Raw genomic sequence first — 21,928 nt, 5'->3', positions numbered from 1 at the left:
TCTCGGTGGCGGAAGTGCCGTCCCGCAAAGCGGCCGCGCCGCTGCGCGGCGAACGCAACCAGACGGGGAGTGGAATGACGGAGGGCAGCGAACGGCGGGCCGGCGCCACCCGCCATCGGCTCATCGCCGCAGCGTCACGCCAGTTTGCTCACCGCGCCTACAGCATGGTCAGCCTCGATGACATCCTCGCGGACGCCGAGCTGACCAAAGGGGCGATGTACTTCCATTTCCCCTCCAAGCAGGCACTGGCCATGGCGATCATCGACGACGTCACCGAGATGAGCGGTGCCGCGGTCGGCGAGTTGCTCGCCCGCAAGATGTCGGGGCTGGAGACGCTGATCGACCTCATCTATCTTCTTGCCGTCCAAGCCACCCAGGACGAGGTGGCCCGCGCGGGCGCGCGACTGCTCGAGACTCTCGACATCTCGACGGACCTGGCCGACGCCCGGTGGCAGTCGTGGGTCGAGTTCGTCACCACCCTGATCGAACGCGCACTCGCCGAAGGCGACGTCACCGACCGTCACGAACCCGAGGACGTCGCCAAAATGCTCGTGGCGCTGTGGTTGGGCGTCCGCAGAATCAGCGACCTCGACCAACCCGAGCGCTACCTGGACAACCTGCGGAAGACATGGACCCTCGCGCTCGCGTGCTTCACCAGCCCGGACCGGAGCGACTACTTCACCCAGTTCATCAACCGGCGCCACGCGCTCGCGGTGAAGAAGGTCTCCGCCGAGCCGCTCGCGTTCGATCTGCACAGCACCGCCGTGGCATCGGCTCACACGCAGTCGTAGCCGACCGCCGGTAACGCGGACCGACTCGGCCCAGGCCGGGACTAGGCCGGGCTAGGCCTCGTCGATCCACAGCCGCTCGGTGAGATTCTCGAACGTCACCAGCACGACCGGATCGTCGTGGCGCATCAGCGCCGACTTGCTCATCCTGGCCCGCACCGTCCACCCCTCGCAGTGCTCCAGCTCGACAACCATGTTCGCCAGTGCGTCGACGCCGGACAAAGCGGTGAGCGCGGCCGGATCCGCGTTGAAAATCTGCGGGAACTCCGCCCCCGCCAGTCTGTCCTGCGGGTAGCCGACCATTTCGGCGAACGCCGTGTTCGCGAACAGGATGTTGCCGTCGCGCGCCATGGCGACCGTGGGAACGGGAATCCGCTCCAAAACCACCACAGCGGGCAAACGCGTCAGGATGTCGGCCGGCGTGTCAGTGGAACTCGAGTTCCGCCGCCGCTCCACCCCCTGGCTTCCGTCCAGGTCAGCGTCTGAGCCCTTGTGCAACCGCGCTTGCGCCATGGACGGCACAGTAGCAATGCATCAAGATCAAAACATGGCAAACGATCGATTCCGCCGACCGCCGTGTCCGCCACCCGCGAATTCCGGCTAAGCAGCGGTTCGGGGTGTCCGGGCCGGGGTCGAGGGCGCTCGCTTCACCTCTCCGATGCAGATTTCCGCCGATCAGGGCGTGCAACTCGGCGATGGCCGTCTGTACGCCGGTGCCGGTGGGCCGATTGCAGGCCGGTGGCCGGTGACCCCGCAGGCGGGTACCTCACGGTCACTCCCCGCCCCGTCGCTTGGGGAAGTAGCCGGCATCGCCCGGGTACCACGCGGCCGCGAAGTCGATCACCGGTGCCACGTTGGTTGCCCACCAGACGTGGTGGTTCGGCTGGGTGGCGCGCTTGCGCCACAAGTCGGCGACGTGGTGCAACCAGGTCAGCAGCACCGCGACGCACTCGTCGACGCCGCCCGCGTCGAGAGGACGATCGTCGGCGTGCGGGCCGGATCGGTCGCGTGCGGCGTGCAGCGCATTGCGTTCCCGGCCCAGCAGCCCGCCGGCCCGCAGCCGCTCGGTGACGACGGTCCCCAGATCCGCGCCCTGCACCTGGCAACTCGCCGTGAGGATCATCAGGTACTCGTCGATCAGCGCCGGCCGGCCGGGCCCTCCCCCGCCCCAGTCGACAATGCCCGTGACCCGGCCTTGCACGCCGTCCACCAGGACGTTGCCGGGGGTGAAGCTGCCATGGGTCCAGCCCACCGGCATACGCCACGCGCGGACGTCGCGCCGCAGCATCCGGGAGAGCCGGTTCACCTGCACGGCCCGAACGGGATCCAGCCGGCGGCACATGTCGGCCAGGCCGGCCAGGGGTCCGACGAGCCATCGCCACAACATGATCGCGTTGTCGACGCCGACGAACGTGGTCGTCCTCCGATGCAGCGGCGCGATCGCACGCAGAGCCGTGGCGGTCAGTTCCTCGACGCGGTCCGGCTGACAGGCCAGCGCCTCGGCCAGGTCGATGCCCGGCCGGAAGGACTCCACGGAGAGGGTCGCTTCGGCGCGCTCGTCGAAGGCCAGGACCCGCGGCAGCAGTTCGCGCCATTCGCCGTCGAGGCCAGGGTGGATGGCGAGCTCGGACAGCACACGTCGCTGGGTGCGCAGTTCGGCGGTTCCCAGCAGGCCCCGGGCCACCTTGAGCACCGCCGAGGGCGATCCCTCCTGGTCGGGACCGAGCAGGAAGATCGTCGTGTCGTCGACGAGCTCCGTCGGCGGGGTGCTCAGTTCGATGTCGACGAGACCGATGGGGAGGTAGTGGGCGCCGCCCGAGCCGTTGGACGGCGTTGTCGACCGCATGCCCTTGGCGCTCATCGGCGACCCACCCGCGTACACATACACGCCGCGCCGAGCCGACGGGCCGCAAAGATCACGGAATCTCTTTCGGCGGCAACGTCATCGCCGATGGTGCCCGGTGGCCTGCGGCGGGAACCAGGAGGCGGGCAACGGGTCGCCGCCGTCTTTCGGGCCGACGTACCGCAGGGGGATTCGGTTGAGTCCGAGAACGCGAGGCTGGTCATGCTTCGGTGCCATCCTGTCAGGAACTGCGCGGTTGACTGCCCGGGCGAAACGCTCCCTGCATGACGTGACGTCCGCAGGTGCGAGCCAATTGACAGCTCAGCGTCCGAGAGGGACACGTCGTCGTAAACCCTGCGGTAGGAGATATGACCAACCATGGCTCGACCCGTTCGATCTGATCAAAAGAGCATAGTCCGGTCACACGCCGGGAGCCGGGGTTGGCTCGGGACTGCTCGAGCCGTCACCGCGAAGGGGACTTCCGGTGGAGCTAAGGGGATTCGAACCCCTGACCTACTCGATGCGAACGAGTCGCGCTACCAACTGCGCCATAGCCCCTGACCGATAGCAGGCTACCAGCCACGGCACCAACCGCCGAACCGCGAGCTCTACTGTCCGACGGCGCGCGGCAATTCCCTGGACCAGCCGTAATTCCGCGCGGGCACCGAGTAGTCCAGATGTTCGAAGATCGGGTCCTCGTCGTCGATCTCGAGCACCACCGCGCCCGGACGCCGCAGCCGGGACGGCACCACGTCGTATTCGCGGTCGTGAGCGTTTTCCACGCCGAGCCGCGAACGCGCCATCCGCTGCATCCGGCGCCGCCGCACCTTCTCCTCGATGCGGGTCTGCCTCCGCAGATATGCCAAGTAGAGCAGCGTCACGGCGGTGGCGCTGCCACAGACCCACCAGGCACCGGGCGTCAGCTCGAACGCCGCGGTGGCCGAACCGACCAGGACCACCGCCATCGCCATCAGCACCCGCTTGCGGAACACGTATTTGCGGGCGCTGACCGCCGCGGCATTCCCGGAGTCGAATCGGCGCCGCCGAGAGCCCGGCGCGACCGACCCGCGCGGGGCTGCGTCCTCCTCGTCCTGGGCGTCGGCCTCCGGTTCGAGGCCGGAGGAATCCTCGACATAGTCGTAGCGGTCGTCGTCGTAGCGGTCGTCGTCGTCGTCGGACGCATCGACAGATGTGTCGGCGCCGACCTCGGTCCCGTCGGCCGCGCGGACCCCGTTCCCGGCGACGGGTGCCGGCTCGGCCGACCCGGCGCTTGCTCCCGCGGGCAGGGCGCCCGAGTCCTCGACGACGTCGACGTCGAGATAGTCGGGTTCGGCGGGTGCGGCGGACCCGGTGGTGGCGACCTTCACGACGGCCCGCCGGGAGCGCTGCAGGTCTTCGGTGTCGACGTCGGTGCGGGCGTCCGGGTTTTGGCGTTGATCCTGCTCAGCGGCGCTGAACTCGCCCTCGGCCGGTTCCTCCTCCGGCTTCCAGTCGGGATCGCTGCGGTGGCCCGCGGCGGGACCGCCACGCTTGAGCAGCCGGGATCCGGCGTCGCCGTTGAGCACTCGCGTCGCCAGGGCCACGTCGCTGGTGCGGCGCACGGCGTCGCGTTTGCTGACCAGCATCGGAACCAGGACGAACAGCCACAGCACCACGAGCGAGATCCACAACAACGACTGCGGAATGCTTGGCATGATGACCTGCTCTCTTCGTTCCCATCCCCGCGAGGCCGATCGGTGGCCGGCGCGGCCGGGTCAAGCGACCAGCACAATTACACACCTGTAATTTCGCTCTCACAAGCACCAAACGTCACTCGTGTCGCGCCAGTCACAGCAAGGATCGGCGGATTGTTTGCGGACGGGCCGCCAAGCGCCGTGGCGGTCAGGCTGCCGGCGATGCGGACCGGTGCCGGGTCACACCCAGCTTGCGCGGCCGGCGCGGACCAGGGCCGAGGCCACCGAGCCGTACACCTCTTCGACGGTGATCGCCATCAACAGGTGGTCCCGCCACGCCTTGTCGACCTCGAGGTACCGCAGCAGCAGGCCCTCTTCCCGGAACCCCGCCTTCGCCAGCACGGCGCGGCTGGCGGCGTTCTCGGGGCGCACCGTGGCCTCCACGCGATGCAACATCACCGGACCGAAGCAGTGGTCGAGTCCCAGCGCCAGCGCCGCCGTGGCCACTCCCCCGCCGGTCACCGACCGGCACACCCAGTAGCCGATCCACGCCGACCGCAGGGCACCGTGCACGACGTTGCCGATGGTCAGCTGGCCGCAGAACCGGCCGTCCAGCTCGATGACGTACGGCAGCATCCGGCCCTTGCGGGCCTCCGAACGCAGACCGGAACACAACGCCGGCCAGGCGGCGACGGAGTGCCGGATCGCCCAATCGCCCTCCGCGCTGGGCTCCCACGGTTCCAGGTGGGCGCGATCGGTCAGCCGCGTCCGGCTCCACTGCGCGCCGTCCCGCATGCGCACCGGGCGCAACCGCACGACGCCGGCGCGGACCCGCAGCGGGCCGACGTCGACGGGCCAGCCCGGGTGCCGCGGGTTGTAGCGCAACAGGTTGACGCGCATCGCACCCCTCAGCCGCGCTGCGCCAGAAAGGCGACGTCGACGAGTTCGCCGGTGCGGATCTGCTCGGCACCGGTGGGAACGACGACCAGGCAGTTCGCTTCGGCGAGCGTGGCCAGCAGGTGCGACGAGGCGCCGGGAGCCCCGCCGAGCGCCTGCACCAGGTACTCGCCGGTGTCCTGGTCGCGCATCAGCTGACCGCGCAGATAGCCCTTGCGCCCGGACACCGAGGTGATCGGCGACAGGGTGCGGGCCCGCACGATCCGGCGCATCGGCTGGCGCTTGCCCAGCGACAGCCGGAGCAGCGGCCGGACCATCACCTCGAAGACCACCAGGGCGCTCACCGGGTTGGCGGGCAGCAGAAACGTCGGAACCCCCTCGCGGCCCAGCTGCCCGAACCCCTGGACCGATCCGGGGTGCATGGCGACCCGGACCACCTCCATCTCGCCGAGTTCGGACAGCACCGACCGCACCGCCTCGGCGGCCGCGCCGCCGACCGCGCCGGCGATCACGACGGCTTCGGAACGGTTGATCTGGCCCTCGACGACGTCGCGCAGCTCCCTGGGATCGGCGCTGACGATGCCGACCCGGTTGACCTCCGCGCCGGCGTCGCGGCCCGCGGCCGCCAGCGCATAGGAGTTGACGTCGTACACCTGCCCGTTTCCCGGGGTGCGCGAGATGTCGACCAGCTCGCCGCCCACCGCCATCACCGACAACCGCGGCCGCGGATGCACCAGCACCCGTTCGCGGCCGACCGCCGCCAGGAGCCCCACCTGGGCGGCGCCGATGATCGTCCCGGCGCGCACCGCGACGTCACCTGGCTGGACGTCGTCCCCGGCGCGGCGGACATAGGCGCCCGACGGCGCCCCGCGCAGGATCCGCACCTTCGACGTTCCGCCATCGGTCCACCGCAACGGCAACACCGCGTCGGCCAGCGTCGGCAGCGGCGCGCCGGTATGCACCCGGACGGCCTGGCGGGGCTGCAGCCGGCTGGGCGTGCGCGCACCGGCCTCGATGGTCCCCATCACCGGCAGGACCAGCCCGTCGCGGCGGTCGGTGTCCTCGGCGGGGTCGTCGGCGGTCCCGTCGTACCCCTCGATCTCGCCGACACCGAGCACGTCCACGCTGCGCACCGCGTAGCCGTCGATCGCGGCCTGATCGAAACCGGGCAGGGACCGCTCGGTCACCACCTCCTCGGCGCACATCAATCCCTGTGCCTCGGCGATCGCCACGCGCATCGGCCGCGGTGCCACCGCGGCGGCCGTGATCCGGGCCTGCTGCTCCTCCACAGAACGCACAAGCGCGCCTTTCTGCCCTCCAGCCCTGACGGGCACGACCTCCGGCGACGCCGAGCCCCGGAGCAGCGGGACCGCGTGATTCTCGCCCGGTTAGCGCTGGGTCAGGCCTAACCGCGCCACCAACCATCGCCGCAGATCCGGGCCGTAGTCGTCGCGATCCAAAGCAAAGTCAACCGCAGCTTTGAGGTAGCCGCCGGGATTTCCCAAGTCGTGTCGAGATCCGCGATGCACGACGACGTGGACCGGGTGGCCCTCCGCAATCAGCAGCGCGAGCGCGTCGGTCAGCTGCACCTCGCCGCCGGCCCCGCGGTCGATACGGCGCAGCGCGTCGAAGATCGCGCGGTCGAGCAGGTAGCGGCCCGCCGCGGCATACATCGACGGGGCGTCCTCGGCCTTGGGCTTTTCGACCATGCCCTTGACCTTCAGCACGTCGGGGTTGTCCGAGCCGGCGGCCGGGTCCACGTCGAAGACCCCGTAGGCGCTGATCTCCTCGGGGGCCACCTCGATCGCGCACAACACGGTGCCGCCGTAGTCGGCGCGCACCTTGGCCATCGTCTCCAGGACGCCGGTCGGCAGCACCAGGTCGTCGGGCAGCAGGACCATCACCGCGTCCTCGTCCGCCGACAGCGTGGGCTCCACACAGCTGATGGCATGGCCCAGGCCGAGCGGCTCGGCCTGCACGACGGACTCGACCTTGATCAGCTGCGGGGCACGACGAACCTTGTCGAGCATCGCTTTCTTCCCGCGCCGTTCGAGCGTGCCCTCCAGCACCAGGTCCTGCACGAAATGCGCGACGACACCGTCCTTGCCTTCCGAGGTGATGATCACCAGACGCTCGGCACCTGCCGCGGCCGCCTCTTCGGCGACCAACTCGATGCCCGGCGTGTCGACGACGGGTAGCAGCTCCTTGGGCACCGTCTTGGTCGCCGGCAGGAAACGCGTACCCAGTCCGGCCGCTGGGACGATCGCCGTGCAAGGCACCGGGATTTCAGCTCGTGACATCGTTCACAACCATAACCCGCACGCGCGACGGGGAGTGGGCGTGGCGGCGGGAAACACCGGGCTGCCAAGGTTGACCCATGGCGAGTGTGGACAAGACGGCGCTGCGCAGGCGGTTGCTGGCTGCGCGGCGTCGCGTTCCCGGCAGAGTTCGTGCCGCCGAGGCCCGCATGCTGTGCGCGGCGCTGGAACCGCTGGTGAGTGCCGGCACCGTCTGCGCCTACGTGCCGGTGGGTGCCGAGCCGGGGTCCATCGCGATGGTGGACATGCTCGCGCGCCGCTCCGGGCGGGTGCTGCTGCCGGTGGCGCGCACCGGAGCCGACGGCAGCGCGATGCCGCTGCGCTGGGGTGAGTACCGGCCCGGCGCGCTGACCGCCGGGCTCTGGGGGCTGCTCGAGCCCGTCGAACCGTGGCTGCCGGCCTCGGCCCTGGCCGAGGCCGGCCTGGTGATCGTCCCGGCGCTGGCGGTCGACCGCCGGGGCGTGCGGCTGGGCCGGGGCGCCGGGTTCTACGACCGCTCGCTGCCCGGCCGCGACCCGCGCGCGCGCCTGATCGCCGTGGTGCGCGACGTCGAACTGGTCGACGAGCTGCCCACGGAGCCGCACGACGTCGCGATGACGGACGCGCTCACGCCGCAGCGCGGGGTGATCGGCCTGGCGGCCGGCGCCGGGGAATGAAGCACGCCGCGTGGCGGTTCTAGCACTTGAAACGCTAGAGTGCCAACAGGCTCCATCTGACCTGTAAGCCCCCGACCCGGAGGTTCACGTGCCGACCTACAGCTACGAGTGCACGGAGTGCGGCGACCGCTTCGACATCGCGCAGACCTTCACCGACGATGCGCTGACCACGTGCGAGAAGTGCTCCGGTCGGCTGCGCAAGCGGTTCAACTCGGTGGGGATCGTGTTCAAGGGCAGCGGCTTCTATCGCACCGACAGCCGCGAATCGGGCAAGTCGAAGAGCAACGGGTCGAGCGGGACCAACGGGTCTTCGGGCACCGGCTCGTCGGAAAGCTCGGGATCGAGCGAGAAGTCCGGGTCCGCCGAGAAGTCCGGGTCCGCCGAGAAGTCCGGGTCCGCCGAGAAGTCGACCGGCACCAGTAGTTCCAGCTCGACCCCTTCCCCGGCGGCGGCGTCGTCCAGCTAGCTCGGCGGCTATCCACAACTGCGCCCGCGGCCGGCGGCCCTGGTGCCGCTCGCGCGCCTACCGTTGCGGCGTGACGGGACCTTCGCTGAACCCCTCGGTATGGCGGCGCCTCGCGGCGTCGCGCCCCGACTGGACCCGCACCGTGGTGGCCCGGCGGGTGGCCGCCGGCGGGCTCGTGGTGCTCGCCGGGATCGCGACGCTGCGGCCCGACCCGGGCGACGATCGCGCTCAGGTGGTGGTCGCCGCGCATGACCTCACCCCCGGCACCGCACTGGCCGCCGACGATCTCCGGCTCGAAACACGTTTGCATGCAACGATTCCCGACGGCTCAGCCGCCGACCTGAATGCCGTGGTCGGTGCGACACTGGCGGGCCCGGCCAGGCGCGGTGAAGTGCTCACCGATGTCCGTTTGCTCGGCAGCCGGCTGGCCGAGGCCGCAATCGGATCGAAGGTCGGCCCCGGCGCCCGCATCGTGCCGCTGCGCCTGGCCGACGGGGCCCTGCTCGACGTGGTCCGCGTGGGCGACGTCGTCGACGTGCTCGCCGCGCCGGCCGCCGATTCGCCGGCGACCGGGCAACCCGTCGGCAAGGTCGTGGCCACCGACGCCGTCGTGGTCCTCGTGTCGGCCGGACGAAAAGCCCAGGCCACCGAGGGCGACCGCGTAGTGTTGGTGGCGCTGCCGGCTCGCGTGGCGAACACGGTGGCGGGTTCGACGCTGGGTCAGGCGGTAACCCTCACCCTGCACTGAGTGCCCTCCCACCGTTCGGCGCGCGTGGCCCGCAGCAAACTCTGTCCAGTCCAGGAAGGACATCGTCAATGTTCACAGGATTCAAGGAGTTTCTCTCCCGGGGCAACATCGTCGACCTGGCCGTCGCGGTGGTCATCGGTACCGCTTTCACCGCATTGGTCACCAAGTTCACCGACAGCATCATCGCGCCGTTGATCAACCGGATCGGCGTCAACCAGCATTCGGACGTGGGCATCCTGCGGATCAGCATCGGGGGCGGTCAGACCATCGACCTGAACATCCTGCTGTCGGCCGCGATCAACTTCGTCCTGATCGCCTTCGTCGTGTACTTCTTCGTCGTCCTGCCCTACAACACGCTGCGCAGGCGCGGCGAGGTCGAGCAGGCCGACGACGCCCAGATCGTCCTGCTCGGCGAAATCCGGGACCTGCTGGCCCAGACCAACGGCGACTCGGCCGGCGGTACCGTCGGCGGCGTCGCGCGGACTCCCACCCCCGGCCACGGGCCGCGCGCGGACGTCGAGCCGCAGTAAACACGTGCGGCCGAGCCGGCTCAGATCTCCAGGCTCGACAACTGCCCGATGATCTGGGCGGCGAGGGGGTTCAGCGTCGCCATCCCGTCGCGCACCGCGTAGCGGGAACCGGCCAGGTTGACCACCAGCGTGCTTCCGGACACCCCCGCCAGACCGCGGGACAATCCGGCGTCGATGATCCCCGCGGACAGGCCCGAGGCCCGGAGCGCCTCGGCGATGCCGAGGATCTCCCGGTCGAGGATCTCCCGGGTGGCCTCCGGGGTGACGTCGCGCGGCGTGACGCCGGTGCCGCCGACCGAGACCACCAGGTCCACCCCGCCGATCACCGCCGTGTTCAGCGCGTTGCGGATCTCGACCTCGTCGGCCGCGACGGCCACGACACCGTCCACGACGAAACCCGCCTCGGTCAGCAACTCGGTAACCAACGGTCCACTGTGGTCCTCGTCCCCATGCGCGGTGCGATCGTCGACCACCACCACCAGAGCCCGGCCCACCACCAACTCCGCACCCGTCTCCATGGGAGCAACCGTATATCCGAGCTCCGACAACGCCGCCGCGGGTTCCTCGACCCTCATCACTGATCCGCCTTGCCGAGCGTGACCTGGACGGTCCGGCTACCGCCACCCGCGGGATCCTCGAAGGTCAGCGAGATCTTGTCGCCGGGCGCCCTGGACCGCACCGCCGCGACCAGAGCGTCGGCGCTGTTGATCGGCCGGTCGTCGACCTTGGTGACGACGACGCCCTTGGGCACACCGGCGCTCGCGGCGGCGCCGCCCTGCACGACTTCCACGATCTTGGCGCCGGGGGAGCCCTTGTCGTTGGTCACCTGCACACCCAGCGACGCGTGCGACGCCTTGCCGCTGCTGATCAGCTCGTCGGCGATGCGCTTGGCCTGGTCGACCGGAATCGCGAAGCCGAGCCCGATCGACCCGCTCTGGGCATCCGGCGAATCGGCGCCGAGGGTGGCGATCGCCGAGTTGACCCCCACCAGCTGGCCGCTCATGTTGACCAGGGCGCCACCGGAGTTACCCGGGTTGATCGCCGCGTCGGTCTGGATCGCGTCCAGCACGGTGTTCTGGTTGCCGGCCTCCCCGGTCGTGGAGACGGGCCGGTTGAGCGCGCTGACGATGCCGGTCGTCACCGTGCCGGACAGGCCCAGCGGCGACCCGATCGCGACCACCGGCTGGCCCACCCGCAGATCCGACGACGAGCCCATCGAGATCGGGGTGAGCCCCGAGACGCCCTGGACACGGATCACGGCGATGTCGCTCGTCGGGTCGGTGCCGACCACCGTGAAGGACGCGGTGCGGCCGTCGGAGAACGTCACCGTCGTCTTCGGCGCCGGGTTGGCGGCCGCGGCGGGCTGTTTGGCCGGGCCCGGGCCCGCGGCGGCGACGACGTGGTTGTTGGTCAGGATGAGCCCGTCGGAGGACAGGATGATGCCGGAGCCCTCCTCCGACTGACGCCCCAGGTCGGTCTCGAGCATGACGACACTGGGCACCACCTTGGCGGCGACCTGTTCGACGCTGCCCGGCGGCATGTTGGCGGCCGGGACGCTGGGGGCGGCCCCGATGACGCGGCCGCCGTGGCCGCCGGTCGAGTGCGCGCCCAGCTCGACGACCGTGGCCGCGGCGCCGCCGATCCCGGCCGACACCACCGCGATGGCCAGCGCGCCGGCGGCCAGCAGGCCCCCGCGGGAGCGCTTCTGGCGTACCGGCGGGGGACCCATCGGCGGCAGCATCCCGGGCATCGGCCCCGCACCGGCAACGCCCGGGATCGGGCCCGCCCCCGTGCCGCCGGGGACGGCGCCCGGGCCACCGCCACCGAACGGGTCGTGGGGCCGGCGGTACTGCACCGTCGGCGACGGCCGGGACTGCGAATATCGCCAGTCGTACTGCTGGTTGTACGGGTGCTGTTGTCCCCGGGCGTAGGCGGAACCTGCAGGCTGGATGGGTGCGGTACGGTAGCCCGGCTGCTGCTGCGGCGGCGGTGGCGAATACCTCGGGTCATTCGTCATGTCGCTAAGTTCGCTCTTCCTCTGAATGTCGGCTGGTGTGGGCACGACTGGACCTGAATTCCAACAGTAACTGCACAACTACCTTGCGCGCGTGGACTGAGAGTCCACTGAGACAACGCTCGGCGATTCCCCAGAGTTCGCCGTGTTTCCCGGCGCGGACGCGCCCGGGCCGGGGTGGGCCTCGGGATCGTTGCCGTGCCCACCGGCGGCGGGCCCCGCGTTGGGTCCAACCGACATCGGCCGGCCGGGAAGCAGCACGTAGATCGCGGTCCCGGGGGGCTGCCCGCCCGGCACGGTGTCTTCGACGCGAAGCAACCCGCCGTGCTTGAGCACCACCTGTTTCACGATCGCCAGCCCCAGCCCCGAACCCGGCATGGCCCGCGCCGTCGTCGACCGATAGAACCGCTCGAACACCAGGCGGCGTTCCTGCGGCGGAATCCCCGGCCCGTAATCCCAGACCACGAGTTCGGCGTGTGCGGCGTCGAGCTGTCTCATCCTGACACCGACGTGCCCGCCCGGCGGGCTCCACTTGGCGGCGTTGTCCATGAGGTTCAAGGCCGCGCGCGACAACCCGGCCGAATCACCGTAGACCTGCCACGGGATGACCTCGACGTCGAACTGGATGTCGTTGCGCCGCCGCTTCACCCGCTCGAGGCTGCGATCCACCACCTCGGACATGTCCACCAGTTCGTGCACCACCTGCCCGGCGTCGTCGCGGGTGAGGTCCACCAAATCGCCGACCAGCGTGGACAATTCCTCGATCTGCGCGAGCACGTCGGCCCGCAGGTCCACCATCTCCTGCTCGGGCAGCCGCGGCACGCCGGGTTCCATCGAGGCCATCAGCAGCTCGACGTTGGTGCGCAGCGACGTCAGCGGCGTGCGCAACTCGTGCCCGGCGTCGGTCACCAACCGGGCCTGCCGCTCCCGCGACTCTGCCAGCGCCCGCAACATCAGGTTGAACGCCTCGGTCAGCCGGGCCAGTTCGTCGCTGCCGAACACCGGGATGGGCCGCAGGTCGTCGGTGCGCGCCACCCGTTCGGCGGCCTCGGTCAGCCGGGCCACCGGGCGCAACCCGGCTTTGGTGACCATGCCGCCGGACACCGCGGCGACCGCGACGCCGATGCCGCCGACGGTCAGCAACACCAGGCGCAGCTGGTTCATCACCGCTTGGGTGGGCTTGAGGCTCTTCGAAATCAGCAGCGAACTGCCGTTGGGCAGGTGGATGGCCAGTATCCGCTGATCGGACGCGGTGCGCCGCGACATGAGCAACTCACCGCGGATGACGGATTTCTCCGGCGCGCCGACCGGCAGCGTCTGACCCGGCAGCTGCGCGGTATAGATGGCGTGGCCCGGGTCCACCAGCATGGCGTTGACGTCGGAATAGGCGTTGCCCTCGATGGCCTTTCCCGGGTCGGCCGCCAGCGACCCGCTGGAGATCAGCATCTGCGCCCGGCTCTGCAACTGGTTGTCGATGTCGTTGTACAGCGCCGCCGATACCACCGCGTAGACGGTGAAGTCCATCAGGATGACGACCATCACACCCGTCGACATCGCCAGCAGCATCACCCGCCAGCGCAGGGACAACGAACTGGTCGCCGGCAGGGGTGCGCGCCGTCGCCGCGCGAACCGGATCATCGTCGGAATTGCCTCGTCACGGCGGCGTCTCCCGTAGCACGTAACCCACTCCGCGCACCGTGTGGATCAGCCGGGCTTCGCCGTCGGCCTCGGTCTTGCGGCGCAGATACCCGACGTAAACCTCCAGCGCGTTGCCCGAGGTGGGAAAGTCGAAGCCCCACACCTCCTCGAGGATGCGGCTGCGGGTGAGCACGCGGCGCGGGTTGGCGATCAACATCTCCAGCAGCGCGAACTCGGTGCGGGTCAGGCTGATCTGCCGCTGCCCGCGGGTCACCTCGCGGGTCACCGGATCCAGCGCCAGGTCGGAGAACCGCAGGGCGACCGACTCGGCGGCGTCGTCCTCGGGCTTGGTGCGGCGCAGCAGCGCGCGCATCCGCGCCAGCAGCTCTTCGAGCGCGAATGGCTTCGGTAGGTAGTCGTCGGCGCCGGCGTCCAGGCCGGCGACGCGCTCGGAGACCGAGTCGCGGGCGGTGAGCACCAGAATCGGCAGGTCGTCGCCGGTGCTGCGGAGCTGGCGACACACCTCCAGGCCGTCCAGCCGCGGCATCATCACATCCAGGACCAGGGCGTCGGGACGCTCGGTCGCGATCTTGTCGAGCGCCTCCACCCCGTCATGGGCGAGATCGACCGAATAGCCGTTGAAGGAAAGTGACCTGCGCAGCGACTCACGCACCGCGCGGTCGTCGTCGACGACCAATATGCGCACGGCCATCAGTGTCGTCCCGGCGCCTGAGAGCGGCCTGAGAGGCGCGCCGGGTGTCCGGCGGGATTAACGCTTGTCGAGATCGATCAGGCCGAGGCGGGCCGCCTTGAGCAGCCTCCGCGGCAATTTGTGCCGCTGACCTGCCACCGTGACGCCGACGAGTTCGGTCCGGGTGGCCTTCCACTGCGCGCGGCGGCTTCGGGTGTTGGCGCGCGACATCCTGCGCTTGGGTACCGCCATGGTCGGGCCTTACTCCTCATTGGGGTCATTGGGGTCAGTGGGGCTTCTGATGGGCATGTCGCGGCATGGCCGGGCGGGCCGAACGAGCGACGATCGCCCTCCAGGATAGTCGGTGGGCTCATGGGCGCCAAAATGGGCCGCGCGCGCCGGTGCGGCAGCCTTGACGGGACACCGGCCGCACCGGCTAACCTACCGGTTGGTTGGTTGTGCTCAGCGGTGAGTCGAGGAACGGAGGGCGCCCATGGCCTCTGCTTCCGGTGCTCCCGTGCGGATCGCGAACTGCTCGGGGTTCTACGGCGACCGCCTGTCGGCGATGCGCGAAATGCTCACCGGCGATCCGGGCGCTCCGGTGGACTTCATCACCGGCGACTACCTGGCCGAACTCACCATGCTCATCCTGGGCCGCGACCGGATGAAGCACCCGGACCGCGGCTACGCCAAAACCTTCCTCACCCAGCTCGAAGACTGCCTGGGGGAGGCCCGCGACCGCGGGGTCCGCATCGTCGCCAACGCCGGCGGCCTGAACCCCGCCGGGCTGGCCGACGCCGTGCGCGCCCTGGCCGCGCGGTTGGGTATCGACGCCCGGGTCGCGCACGTCGAGGGCGACGACCTGGCGCCGCGCGCGGCCGAACTGGGGCTCGGCTCGCCGCTGACGGCCAACGCCTACCTGGGTGCGTGGGGCATCGTCGACTGCCTCAACGCCGGGGCCGACGTCGTCGTCACCGGGCGGGTCACCGACGCCTCGGTGACGGTCGGGGCCGCGGCCGCGCACTTCGGTTGGAGTCGCGGCGATTACGACCGGCTCGCCGGCGCCGTGGTCGCCGGCCACGTCATCGAATGCGGCGTCCAGGCCACCGGCGGCAACTACGCGTTCTTCACCGACGTGCCCGACCTGACCCATGCCGGTTTCCCGCTGGCCGAGGTCAGCGCCGACGGGTCGTCGGTGATCACCAAGCATCCCGGCACTGGCGGGCTGGTCAGCGTCGACACCGTCACCGCGCAGTTGCTCTACGAGATCGGCGGCGCCCGCTACGCCAACCCCGACGTCACCGCCCGCATGGACAGCGTCGAACTGTCCTGTGACGGGCCCGACCGGGTGCGCGTGAGCGGTGTGCGCGGCGAGCCGCCACCACCCACCCTCAAGGTGTCGCTGAACAGCATCGGCGGGTACCGCAACGCGATGACGTTCGTGCTCACCGGCCTGGACGTCGAGGCCAAGGCCGAGTTGGTGCGCCACCAACTGGAGTCCGCGCTCACCGTCAAGCCCGCCGAGCTGGTGTGGACTCTGGCCCGCACCGACCACGCCGACGCCGACACCGAGGAGGCCGCCAGCGCGCTGCTGCACTGCGTGGTGCGCGACCCCGCCCCCGCCAACGTCGGACGCCAGTTCTCCTCGGCCGCGGTCGAATTGGCACTTGCCAGCTATCCGGGCTTCCACGTGACCGCCCCACCGGCCGAGGGCCAGGTGTACGGGGTGTTCACCGCCGGGTACGTCGACGCCGCGAAGGTGCCGCACGTCGCGGTGCACGCCGACGGCACCCGCACCGAAATCGCTTGCGCCACCGAAACTCTCGAGTTGTCACCGGCCGACCCGCCGCCGTTGCCCGAGCCGCTTGGGGCCGGCCCGACGCGCCGTGTGCCGCTGGGCCGCATCGCCGGGGCCCGCAGCGGCGACAAGGGCGGCTCGGCCAATGTCGGGGTCTGGGTACGCACCGACGAGCAGTGGCGGTGGCTGGCACACGCTCTCACCGTCGAGGCGCTCAAGGAGCTGCTGCCCGAGGCGGCGGACTTCGCCGTCACCCGCCACGTGCTGCCCAACCTGCGGGCGGTGAACTTCGTCATCGACGGCATACTCGGTCAGGGCGTCGCCTACCAGGCGCGGTTCGACCCCCAGGCCAAGGGGCTGGGCGAATGGCTGCGCAGCCGTTACGTCGAGGTGCCGGAAGGGCTTTTATGACTCTGTGGAACACCCCGGAGCGCGAGCAGCTACGAAAGACGGTCCGCTCGTTCACCGAACGCGAAATCCTGCCGCACGCCGACGCCTGGGAACGCGCCGGCGAACTGCCGCGCGACCTGCACCGGCGCGCCGGGGCGGCGGGGCTGCTGGGCGCGGGCTTCCCCGAGGCGGTCGGCGGCGGCGGCGGGGACGGCGCCGACGCGGTGATCATCTGCGAGGAGGTGCATCAGTCCGGGGCCCCGGGCGGCGTGTTCGCCTCCCTGTTCACCTGCGGCATCGCGGTGCCCCACATGATCGCCACCGGCGACCCGCGCCTGATCGAGGAGTTCGTCCGGCCCACCCTGGCCGGCGAGAAGATCGGTGCCCTGGCCATCACCGAGCCCGGCGGCGGCTCGGACGTCGGCCACCTGCGGACCACCGCGGTGCTGCGTTCCGGTCCCGAAGGTGACCACTACGTCGTCAACGGCGCCAAAACCTACATCACCTCCGGGGTGCGCGCCGACTACGTCGTCACCGCGGTGCGCACCGGCGGCCCCGGCGCGGCCGGCGTTTCGCTGCTGGTGGTCGAAAAGGGCACCCCGGGGTTCGGCGTGAGCCGCAAGCTGGACAAGATGGGCTGGCGGTCCTCCGACACCGCCGAGCTGTCCTACACCGACGTGCGCGTGCCCGCGGCCAATCTCGTCGGCGCCGCGAACAGTGGCTTCGCCCAGATCGCGCAGGCGTTCGTCGCCGAACGCGTCGGCCTTGCCGCCCAAGCCTATTCGAGCGCGCAGCGCTGCCTGGACCTGACGGTGCAGTGGTGCCGCGACCGCCAGACGTTCGGCCGCCCGCTGATCGCGCGCCAGTCGGTGCAGAACACCCTGGCCGAGATGGCGCGCCGCATCGACGTCGCGCGCGTCTACGCGCACCACGTGGTGGAGCGCCAGCTCGCCGGCGAGACCGATCTGATCGCCCCGGTGTGCTTCGCCAAGAACACCGCCGTGGAGGCCGGCGAATGGGTGGCGCATCAGGCCGTCCAGCTGTTCGGGGGCATGGGATACATGGCCGAGTCCGAAGTCGAACGCCAGTACCGGGACATGCGCATCCTGGGCATCGGCGGCGGCACCACCGAGATCCTCACCGCACTGGCCGCCAAAACCCTGGGATACCAGGCATGATTTCACCGCCTCCGCCTCATCGCTTGGCTCTGCATCGTCGGCGGTGGTCATGACCGTGCTGCAGTCCGCGCTCGATCCACGGTCGCCCGCCTTCAGCGAGGCCGCATCGGCTTTGACCACCAAGCTCGAAGAGATCGACACCGAACTCACCAAAGCGCTTGCCGGCGGTGGTCCCAAGTACGTCCAGCGCCACCACGACCGCGGAAAGCTGACCGCCAGGGAGCGCATCGAGCTCCTCGTCGACCCCGACTCCCCGTTCTTGGAGCTCAGCCCGCTCGCGGCCTGGGGCAGCGCGTTCACGGTCGGCGCCAGCACGGTGACCGGCATCGGTGCGGTGTCGGGCGTGGAATGCCTGATCGTCGCCAACGACCCGACCGTCAAGGGCGGCACCAGCAACCCGTGGACATTGCGGAAGATATTGCGGGCCAACCAGATCGCATTCGAGAACCGGCTGCCGGTGATCTCATTGGTGGAATCCGGTGGGGCCGACCTGCCCACCCAGAAAGAGATCTTCATCCCCGGCGGCCAGATGTTCCGGGACCTGACCCGGCTGTCGGCGGCCGGGATCCCCACCATCGCATTGGTTTTCGGCAACTCCACCGCGGGCGGCGCCTACATCCCGGGGATGTCCGACCACGTGGTCATGATCAAGGAACGTTCCAAGGTGTTCCTGGCGGGCCCGCCGCTGGTCAAGATGGCCACCGGCGAGGAGTCCGACGACGAGTCCCTGGGTGGCGCCGAAATGCACGCCCGAATCTCGGGTCTGGCCGACTACTTCGCCGTCGACGAGCTCGACGCGATCCGCACCGGACGCCGCATCGTGGCGCGGCTGAACTGGCGCAAGCAGGGACCGGTCCCGGGGCCGGTGACCGAGCCGCGGTACGACGCCGAGGAGCTGATCGGCATCGTGCCGCCGGACCTGCGGATCCCGTTCGACCCGCGGGAGGTGATCGCTCGCATCGTCGACGGCTCCGAGTTCGACGAATTCAAGCCGATGTACGGCTCGTCCCTGGTGACCGGCTGGGCGCGGCTGCACGGCTATCCGCTGGGCATCCTGGCCAATGCGCGCGGCGTGCTGTTCAGCGAGGAGTCCCAGAAGGCCACCCAGTTCATCCAGTTGGCCAACCGGTCCGACACTCCTCTGCTGTTCCTGCACAACACGACCGGCTACATGGTCGGCAAGGACTACGAAGAGGGCGGCATGATCAAGCACGGCTCGATGATGATCAACGCCGTATCCAACTCCACCGTCCCGCACATCTCGCTGCTGATCGGGGCCTCCTACGGCGCCGGCCATTACGGCATGTGCGGCCGGGCCTACGACCCCAGGTTCCTGTTCGCCTGGCCCAGCGCCAAGTCCGCCGTCATGGGCGGCGCCCAGCTGGCAGGCGTGTTGTCGATCGTGTCGCGCGCCGCCGCCGAGGCGCGCGGACAGCAGGTCGACGAGGCGGCGGACGCGGCGATGCGGGCCGCCGTCGAAGGCCAGATCGAGGCCGAGTCGCTGCCGCTCGTCCTGTCCGGGATGCTCTACGACGACGGCGTGATCGACCCGCGCGACACCCGCACGGTCCTGGGAATGTGTCTGTCCGCCATCGCCAATGGCCCGATCAAGGGGACGTCGAACTTCGGCGTCTTCCGGATGTGAGCCCCATGGTCACCCGAGTGCTGGTCGCCAACCGCGGCGAGATCGCGCGGCGCGTGTTCGCCACCTGCCGACGGCTCGGCGTGAGCACCGCGGCAATCTACACCGACCCGGACGCCGCGGCGCCGCACGTCGCCGAGGCTGACGCCCGGGTGCGGCTGCCGAAGATCAACGACTATCTCAACCCCGTGGCCATCATTGCCGCCGCCCGCGCGACGGGCGCCGACGCGGTACATCCCGGCTACGGATTCCTCTCGGAAAATGCCGATTTCGCATTCGCCGTGCAGGACGCGGGCCTGATCTGGGTGGGGCCGCCGGTGCACGCGGTGCGGGCGATGGGTTCCAAGATCGAGTCCAAGAAGCTGATGGCGGCCGCGGGGGTGCCGGTCCTCGACGAACTCGACCCGGATTGTGTCACCGAGGCGCAGCTGCCGGTGCTGGTCAAGGCGTCCGCCGGCGGCGGCGGCCGCGGGATGCGGGTGGTGCGCGAATTGGCCGCTCTGCCCGGCGAAGTGGCGGCGGCCCGCCGCGAGGCCCAGTCCGCATTCGGCGATCCGACGGTGTTCTGCGAGCGCTACCTGCCCACCGGGCACCACGTCGAGGTCCAGGTCCTCGCCGACACCCACGGCACCGTCTGGGCCGTCGGGGAACGGGAATGCTCCATCCAGCGCCGCCACCAGAAGATCATCGAGGAGGCGCCCTCCCCTCTGGTGCAGCGCATACCGGGTATGCGGGACAAGCTTTTCGACGCGGCGCGGTTGGCGGCCACCGCCATCGGCTACGCGGGCGCCGGGACCGTCGAGTTCCTCGCCGACGATGCCGGCGAGTTCTACTTCCTGGAGATGAACACCCGGCTGCAGGTCGAGCACCCGGTGACCGAGGAGACCACTGGGCTGGACCTGGTCGAACTGCAGCTCGCCGTCGCCGACGGCGACCGCCTCGGCCCCGAACCCCCTGCCGCGCACGGTCATTCGATCGAGGCCCGGCTCTACGCCGAGGACCCCGCGCAAGGCTGGCAGCCGCAGGCCGGCCCGGTGCACCGCATCGAGCTACCGGCGGTCCGGGCCGAGTTCGCCACGCTGGGCCATCGCACCGGCATCCGACTGGACTCCGGGGTGGTCGACGGTTCCACCGTGTCGATTCACTACGACCCGATGCTGGCCAAGGTCATCTCGTTCGCGCCCACCCGCCGGCAGGCCGCCCTGGTACTCGCCGACGCACTGGCCCGGGCCCGGCTGCACGGCGTGCGCACCAACCGCGAACTGCTGGTCAACGTGCTGCGGCACAACGCTTTCCTCGACGGCGCGACCGATACCGCGTTCTTCGACACCCACGGGCTGGCGGAATTGTCCTCCCCGCTCGCCGACGCCGGCACCGTCGGATTGTCGGCGATCGCCGCCGCGCTGGCCGACGCCGCGCACAACCGTGCGGTGGCCAAGGCCGTTGGGGTGCTCGGCTCTCTGCCCAGCGGCTGGCGCAACCTGGCATCGGGCTACCAGGTCAAAACCTTCCGTGATGCCGAAGGCGGCGAACACCGCATCGAGTACCGTTACACCAGAAGCGGATTGACACTTCCCGCCGACCCGTCGGTCCGGCTCGTCTCGGCCACGGCAGACGAGGTCGTGCTGGCCGACGAGCGCGGGGTCGCCCGCAGCTTCGCGGTGCGGCGCTACGGCTCCGACGCCCACGACGTCTACGTCGATTCGCCCAGCGGGCCCGTGCACCTGGTGGCGCTGCCCCGCTTCCCGGAACCGGGGTCGGCCGTCGAGCAGGGATCGTTGGTCGCACCCATGCCCGGCAACGTCATCCGGCTCGGCGCCGCCGTCGGCGACACCGTCACCTCCGGTCAGCCGCTGATCTGGCTGGAGGCGATGAAGATGGAACACACCCTCACCGCGCCGGCCGACGGCGTCCTCGCCGAACTCAACGTCAGCACCGGTCAGCAAGTCGAAGTAGGCGCCGTCCTGGCACGAGTCGACGCGCCCGAAGCAGAAGGAGATCCACGGTGACCGACACCAGCTTCATCGAGAACGAGGACCGCCGGGCCCTGCGCAAGGCGGTGGCCGAATGGGCGTCCAACTACGGCGCCGACTACTACCTGCAGAAGGCGCGCGCGCACCAGCACACCACCGAGTTGTGGTCCGAGGCAGGAAAACTCGGGTTCCTCGGGGTTAACCTGCCCGAGGAGTACGGCGGTGGCGGCGCCGGCATGTACGAGCTCTCGCTGGTGATGGAGGAGATGGCGGCAGCGGGCAGCGCGCTGCTGCTGATGGTGGTGTCACCCGCCATCAACGGCACCATCATCAGCAAGTTCGGCACCGAAGATCAGACCCTGATTTTTCAGCCGGCTTGTGATGATCTTGTTTTCGGTGATCTGGTTGATGGTGGCTGCGCGCTGATGGGGGTTGGAAGCTGTTGGGTGATGGCATAATTGGGCGTGGGCGGCGGCTGCGGCGGTGTGGTGACCGGTTTTAGGCATGACCGATCGCGGTGTGGCGGTGCAGGGTTGCAGATGCGGTGCGAAGTGACGTTGACGGGCCGGTTGGCGGGCGTCAACCGAAGGCCGGCAGCGCCCGGATGTGTCGTAACGCGGTGGCGAATGCCTCGACGTGGGGGTAGGCGGCGGCAAAACGCAGGTGCAGGCGTCGGCCGTGACGC

Annotated in this window: 20 protein-coding genes, 1 tRNA gene and 1 pseudogene; 10 read left to right on the top strand and 12 right to left on the bottom strand. The window is 70.1% G+C overall.

What is annotated here, in order from left to right; translation table 11 throughout:
• The first annotated feature begins 14 nt into the window (after window positions 1-14).
• On the top strand, window positions 15-791 hold the full coding sequence (locus FPZ47_RS02900; protein ID WP_246133202.1) for a TetR/AcrR family transcriptional regulator: 777 nt from the start codon (window positions 15-17) through the stop codon (window positions 789-791).
• A gap of 51 nt (window positions 792-842) precedes the next feature.
• On the opposite strand, the gene FPZ47_RS02895 is transcribed toward FPZ47_RS02900, so the two are convergent.
• From FPZ47_RS02895 to FPZ47_RS02865, 7 genes are all read right to left on the bottom strand, one after another.
• The gene (locus FPZ47_RS02895; RefSeq protein WP_168209344.1) at window positions 843-1,244 is read right to left on the bottom strand and encodes a PAS domain S-box protein; all 402 of its coding nucleotides are present in this window, start codon (window positions 1,242-1,244) and stop codon (window positions 843-845) included.
• 316 nt (window positions 1,245-1,560) lie between these two features.
• Window positions 1,561-2,649, bottom strand: a complete 1,089-nt coding sequence (locus FPZ47_RS02890) for a phosphotransferase family protein (RefSeq protein WP_144945938.1) — start codon at window positions 2,647-2,649, stop codon at window positions 1,561-1,563.
• Between the two features lie 467 nt (window positions 2,650-3,116).
• A tRNA-Ala gene (locus FPZ47_RS02885) sits at window positions 3,117-3,189 on the bottom strand.
• Between the two features lie 50 nt (window positions 3,190-3,239).
• Window positions 3,240-4,325: a divisome protein SepX/GlpR gene (gene sepX / locus FPZ47_RS02880; protein ID WP_168209342.1), complete on the bottom strand. Its 1,086-nt coding sequence runs from the start codon at window positions 4,323-4,325 to the stop codon at window positions 3,240-3,242.
• A 219-nt stretch (window positions 4,326-4,544) separates the two neighbouring features.
• Window positions 4,545-5,204 carry a GNAT family N-acetyltransferase gene (locus FPZ47_RS02875; protein ID WP_144945944.1) on the bottom strand — a complete coding sequence of 220 codons (660 nt, stop codon included), beginning with the start codon at window positions 5,202-5,204 and terminating at the stop codon, window positions 4,545-4,547.
• 8 nt (window positions 5,205-5,212) lie between these two features.
• The gene (gene glp, locus FPZ47_RS02870) at window positions 5,213-6,499 is read right to left on the bottom strand and encodes a molybdotransferase-like divisome protein Glp (protein ID WP_144945947.1); all 1,287 of its coding nucleotides are present in this window, start codon (window positions 6,497-6,499) and stop codon (window positions 5,213-5,215) included.
• Between the two features lie 90 nt (window positions 6,500-6,589).
• Window positions 6,590-7,501: a UTP--glucose-1-phosphate uridylyltransferase gene (locus tag FPZ47_RS02865; RefSeq protein WP_144945950.1), complete on the bottom strand. Its 912-nt coding sequence runs from the start codon at window positions 7,499-7,501 to the stop codon at window positions 6,590-6,592.
• A 77-nt stretch (window positions 7,502-7,578) separates the two neighbouring features.
• On the opposite strand from FPZ47_RS02865, the gene FPZ47_RS02860 reads away from it, so the two are divergent.
• The 4 genes from FPZ47_RS02860 (at window position 7,579) to mscL (ending at window position 9,919) form a co-directional block, all read left to right on the top strand.
• A complete protein-coding gene (locus tag FPZ47_RS02860; RefSeq protein ID WP_144945953.1) occupies window positions 7,579-8,175 on the top strand; it encodes a 5-formyltetrahydrofolate cyclo-ligase in 597 nt (198 codons plus the stop codon).
• An 88-nt stretch (window positions 8,176-8,263) separates the two neighbouring features.
• Window positions 8,264-8,641 carry an FmdB family zinc ribbon protein gene (locus tag FPZ47_RS02855; RefSeq protein WP_144945956.1) on the top strand — a complete coding sequence of 126 codons (378 nt, stop codon included), beginning with the start codon at window positions 8,264-8,266 and terminating at the stop codon, window positions 8,639-8,641.
• A gap of 70 nt (window positions 8,642-8,711) precedes the next feature.
• Window positions 8,712-9,389, top strand: coding sequence for an SAF domain-containing protein (locus FPZ47_RS02850; protein WP_144945959.1), 678 nt, complete (start codon window positions 8,712-8,714; stop codon window positions 9,387-9,389).
• A 68-nt stretch (window positions 9,390-9,457) separates the two neighbouring features.
• Entirely contained in the window at window positions 9,458-9,919 is a 462-nt protein-coding gene (mscL, locus tag FPZ47_RS02845) for a large-conductance mechanosensitive channel protein MscL (RefSeq protein ID WP_144945962.1), read from the top strand.
• Window positions 9,920-9,939: 20 nt separating this feature from the next.
• Here the strand turns inward: mscL and FPZ47_RS02840 are convergent, their stop codons facing one another.
• The 5 genes from FPZ47_RS02840 to rpmF form a co-directional block, all read right to left on the bottom strand.
• A complete protein-coding gene (locus FPZ47_RS02840) occupies window positions 9,940-10,494 on the bottom strand; it encodes a MogA/MoaB family molybdenum cofactor biosynthesis protein (RefSeq protein ID WP_144945965.1) in 555 nt (184 codons plus the stop codon).
• Window positions 10,494-11,936, bottom strand: coding sequence for a S1C family serine protease (locus tag FPZ47_RS02835; protein ID WP_144945967.1), 1,443 nt, complete (start codon window positions 11,934-11,936; stop codon window positions 10,494-10,496). The genes FPZ47_RS02840 and FPZ47_RS02835 overlap by 1 nt, the downstream gene beginning before the upstream one ends.
• Before the next feature lie 78 nt (window positions 11,937-12,014).
• Window positions 12,015-13,571, bottom strand: coding sequence for a HAMP domain-containing sensor histidine kinase (locus tag FPZ47_RS02830; RefSeq protein ID WP_144945970.1), 1,557 nt, complete (start codon window positions 13,569-13,571; stop codon window positions 12,015-12,017).
• Between the two features lie 16 nt (window positions 13,572-13,587).
• Window positions 13,588-14,277: a two-component system response regulator MprA gene (mprA, locus tag FPZ47_RS02825; protein WP_168209341.1), complete on the bottom strand. Its 690-nt coding sequence runs from the start codon at window positions 14,275-14,277 to the stop codon at window positions 13,588-13,590.
• 63 nt (window positions 14,278-14,340) lie between these two features.
• A complete protein-coding gene (gene rpmF / locus FPZ47_RS02820; protein WP_144945976.1) occupies window positions 14,341-14,514 on the bottom strand; it encodes a 50S ribosomal protein L32 in 174 nt (57 codons plus the stop codon).
• Window positions 14,515-14,779: 265 nt separating this feature from the next.
• Here rpmF and FPZ47_RS02815 point away from each other — a divergent pair, with 265 nt between their 5' ends.
• The 5 genes and pseudogenes from FPZ47_RS02815 to FPZ47_RS02795 all read left to right on the top strand — a co-directional run.
• Window positions 14,780-16,471 (top strand): acyclic terpene utilization AtuA family protein, encoded by a 1,692-nt coding sequence (locus FPZ47_RS02815; RefSeq protein WP_144946032.1) that lies wholly within the window; start codon window positions 14,780-14,782, stop codon window positions 16,469-16,471.
• Window positions 16,468-17,628, top strand: coding sequence for an acyl-CoA dehydrogenase family protein (locus FPZ47_RS02810; RefSeq protein WP_144945979.1), 1,161 nt, complete (start codon window positions 16,468-16,470; stop codon window positions 17,626-17,628). Before FPZ47_RS02815 ends, FPZ47_RS02810 begins: the two co-directional genes overlap by 4 nt.
• Window positions 17,629-17,683: 55 nt before the next feature.
• Window positions 17,684-19,273 carry an acyl-CoA carboxylase subunit beta gene (locus tag FPZ47_RS02805; RefSeq protein ID WP_144946035.1) on the top strand — a complete coding sequence of 530 codons (1,590 nt, stop codon included), beginning with the start codon at window positions 17,684-17,686 and terminating at the stop codon, window positions 19,271-19,273.
• 5 nt (window positions 19,274-19,278) lie between these two features.
• Entirely contained in the window at window positions 19,279-21,279 is a 2,001-nt protein-coding gene (locus tag FPZ47_RS02800; RefSeq protein WP_144945982.1) for an acetyl/propionyl/methylcrotonyl-CoA carboxylase subunit alpha, read from the top strand.
• Window positions 21,276-21,629 (top strand): annotated as a pseudogene (locus tag FPZ47_RS02795) (acyl-CoA dehydrogenase family protein); the annotation flags it as partial. The gene FPZ47_RS02800 and the pseudogene FPZ47_RS02795, both read left to right, overlap by 4 nt.
• Window positions 21,630-21,928: the final 299 nt, after the last annotated feature.

Source organism: Mycobacterium helveticum (genome assembly GCF_007714205.1).
GTDB classification, from domain to species: domain Bacteria; phylum Actinomycetota; class Actinomycetes; order Mycobacteriales; family Mycobacteriaceae; genus Mycobacterium; species Mycobacterium helveticum.
The sequence above is the reverse complement of the archived record's forward strand: the minus strand, read 5'-3'. Positions and strand labels throughout refer to the sequence as shown.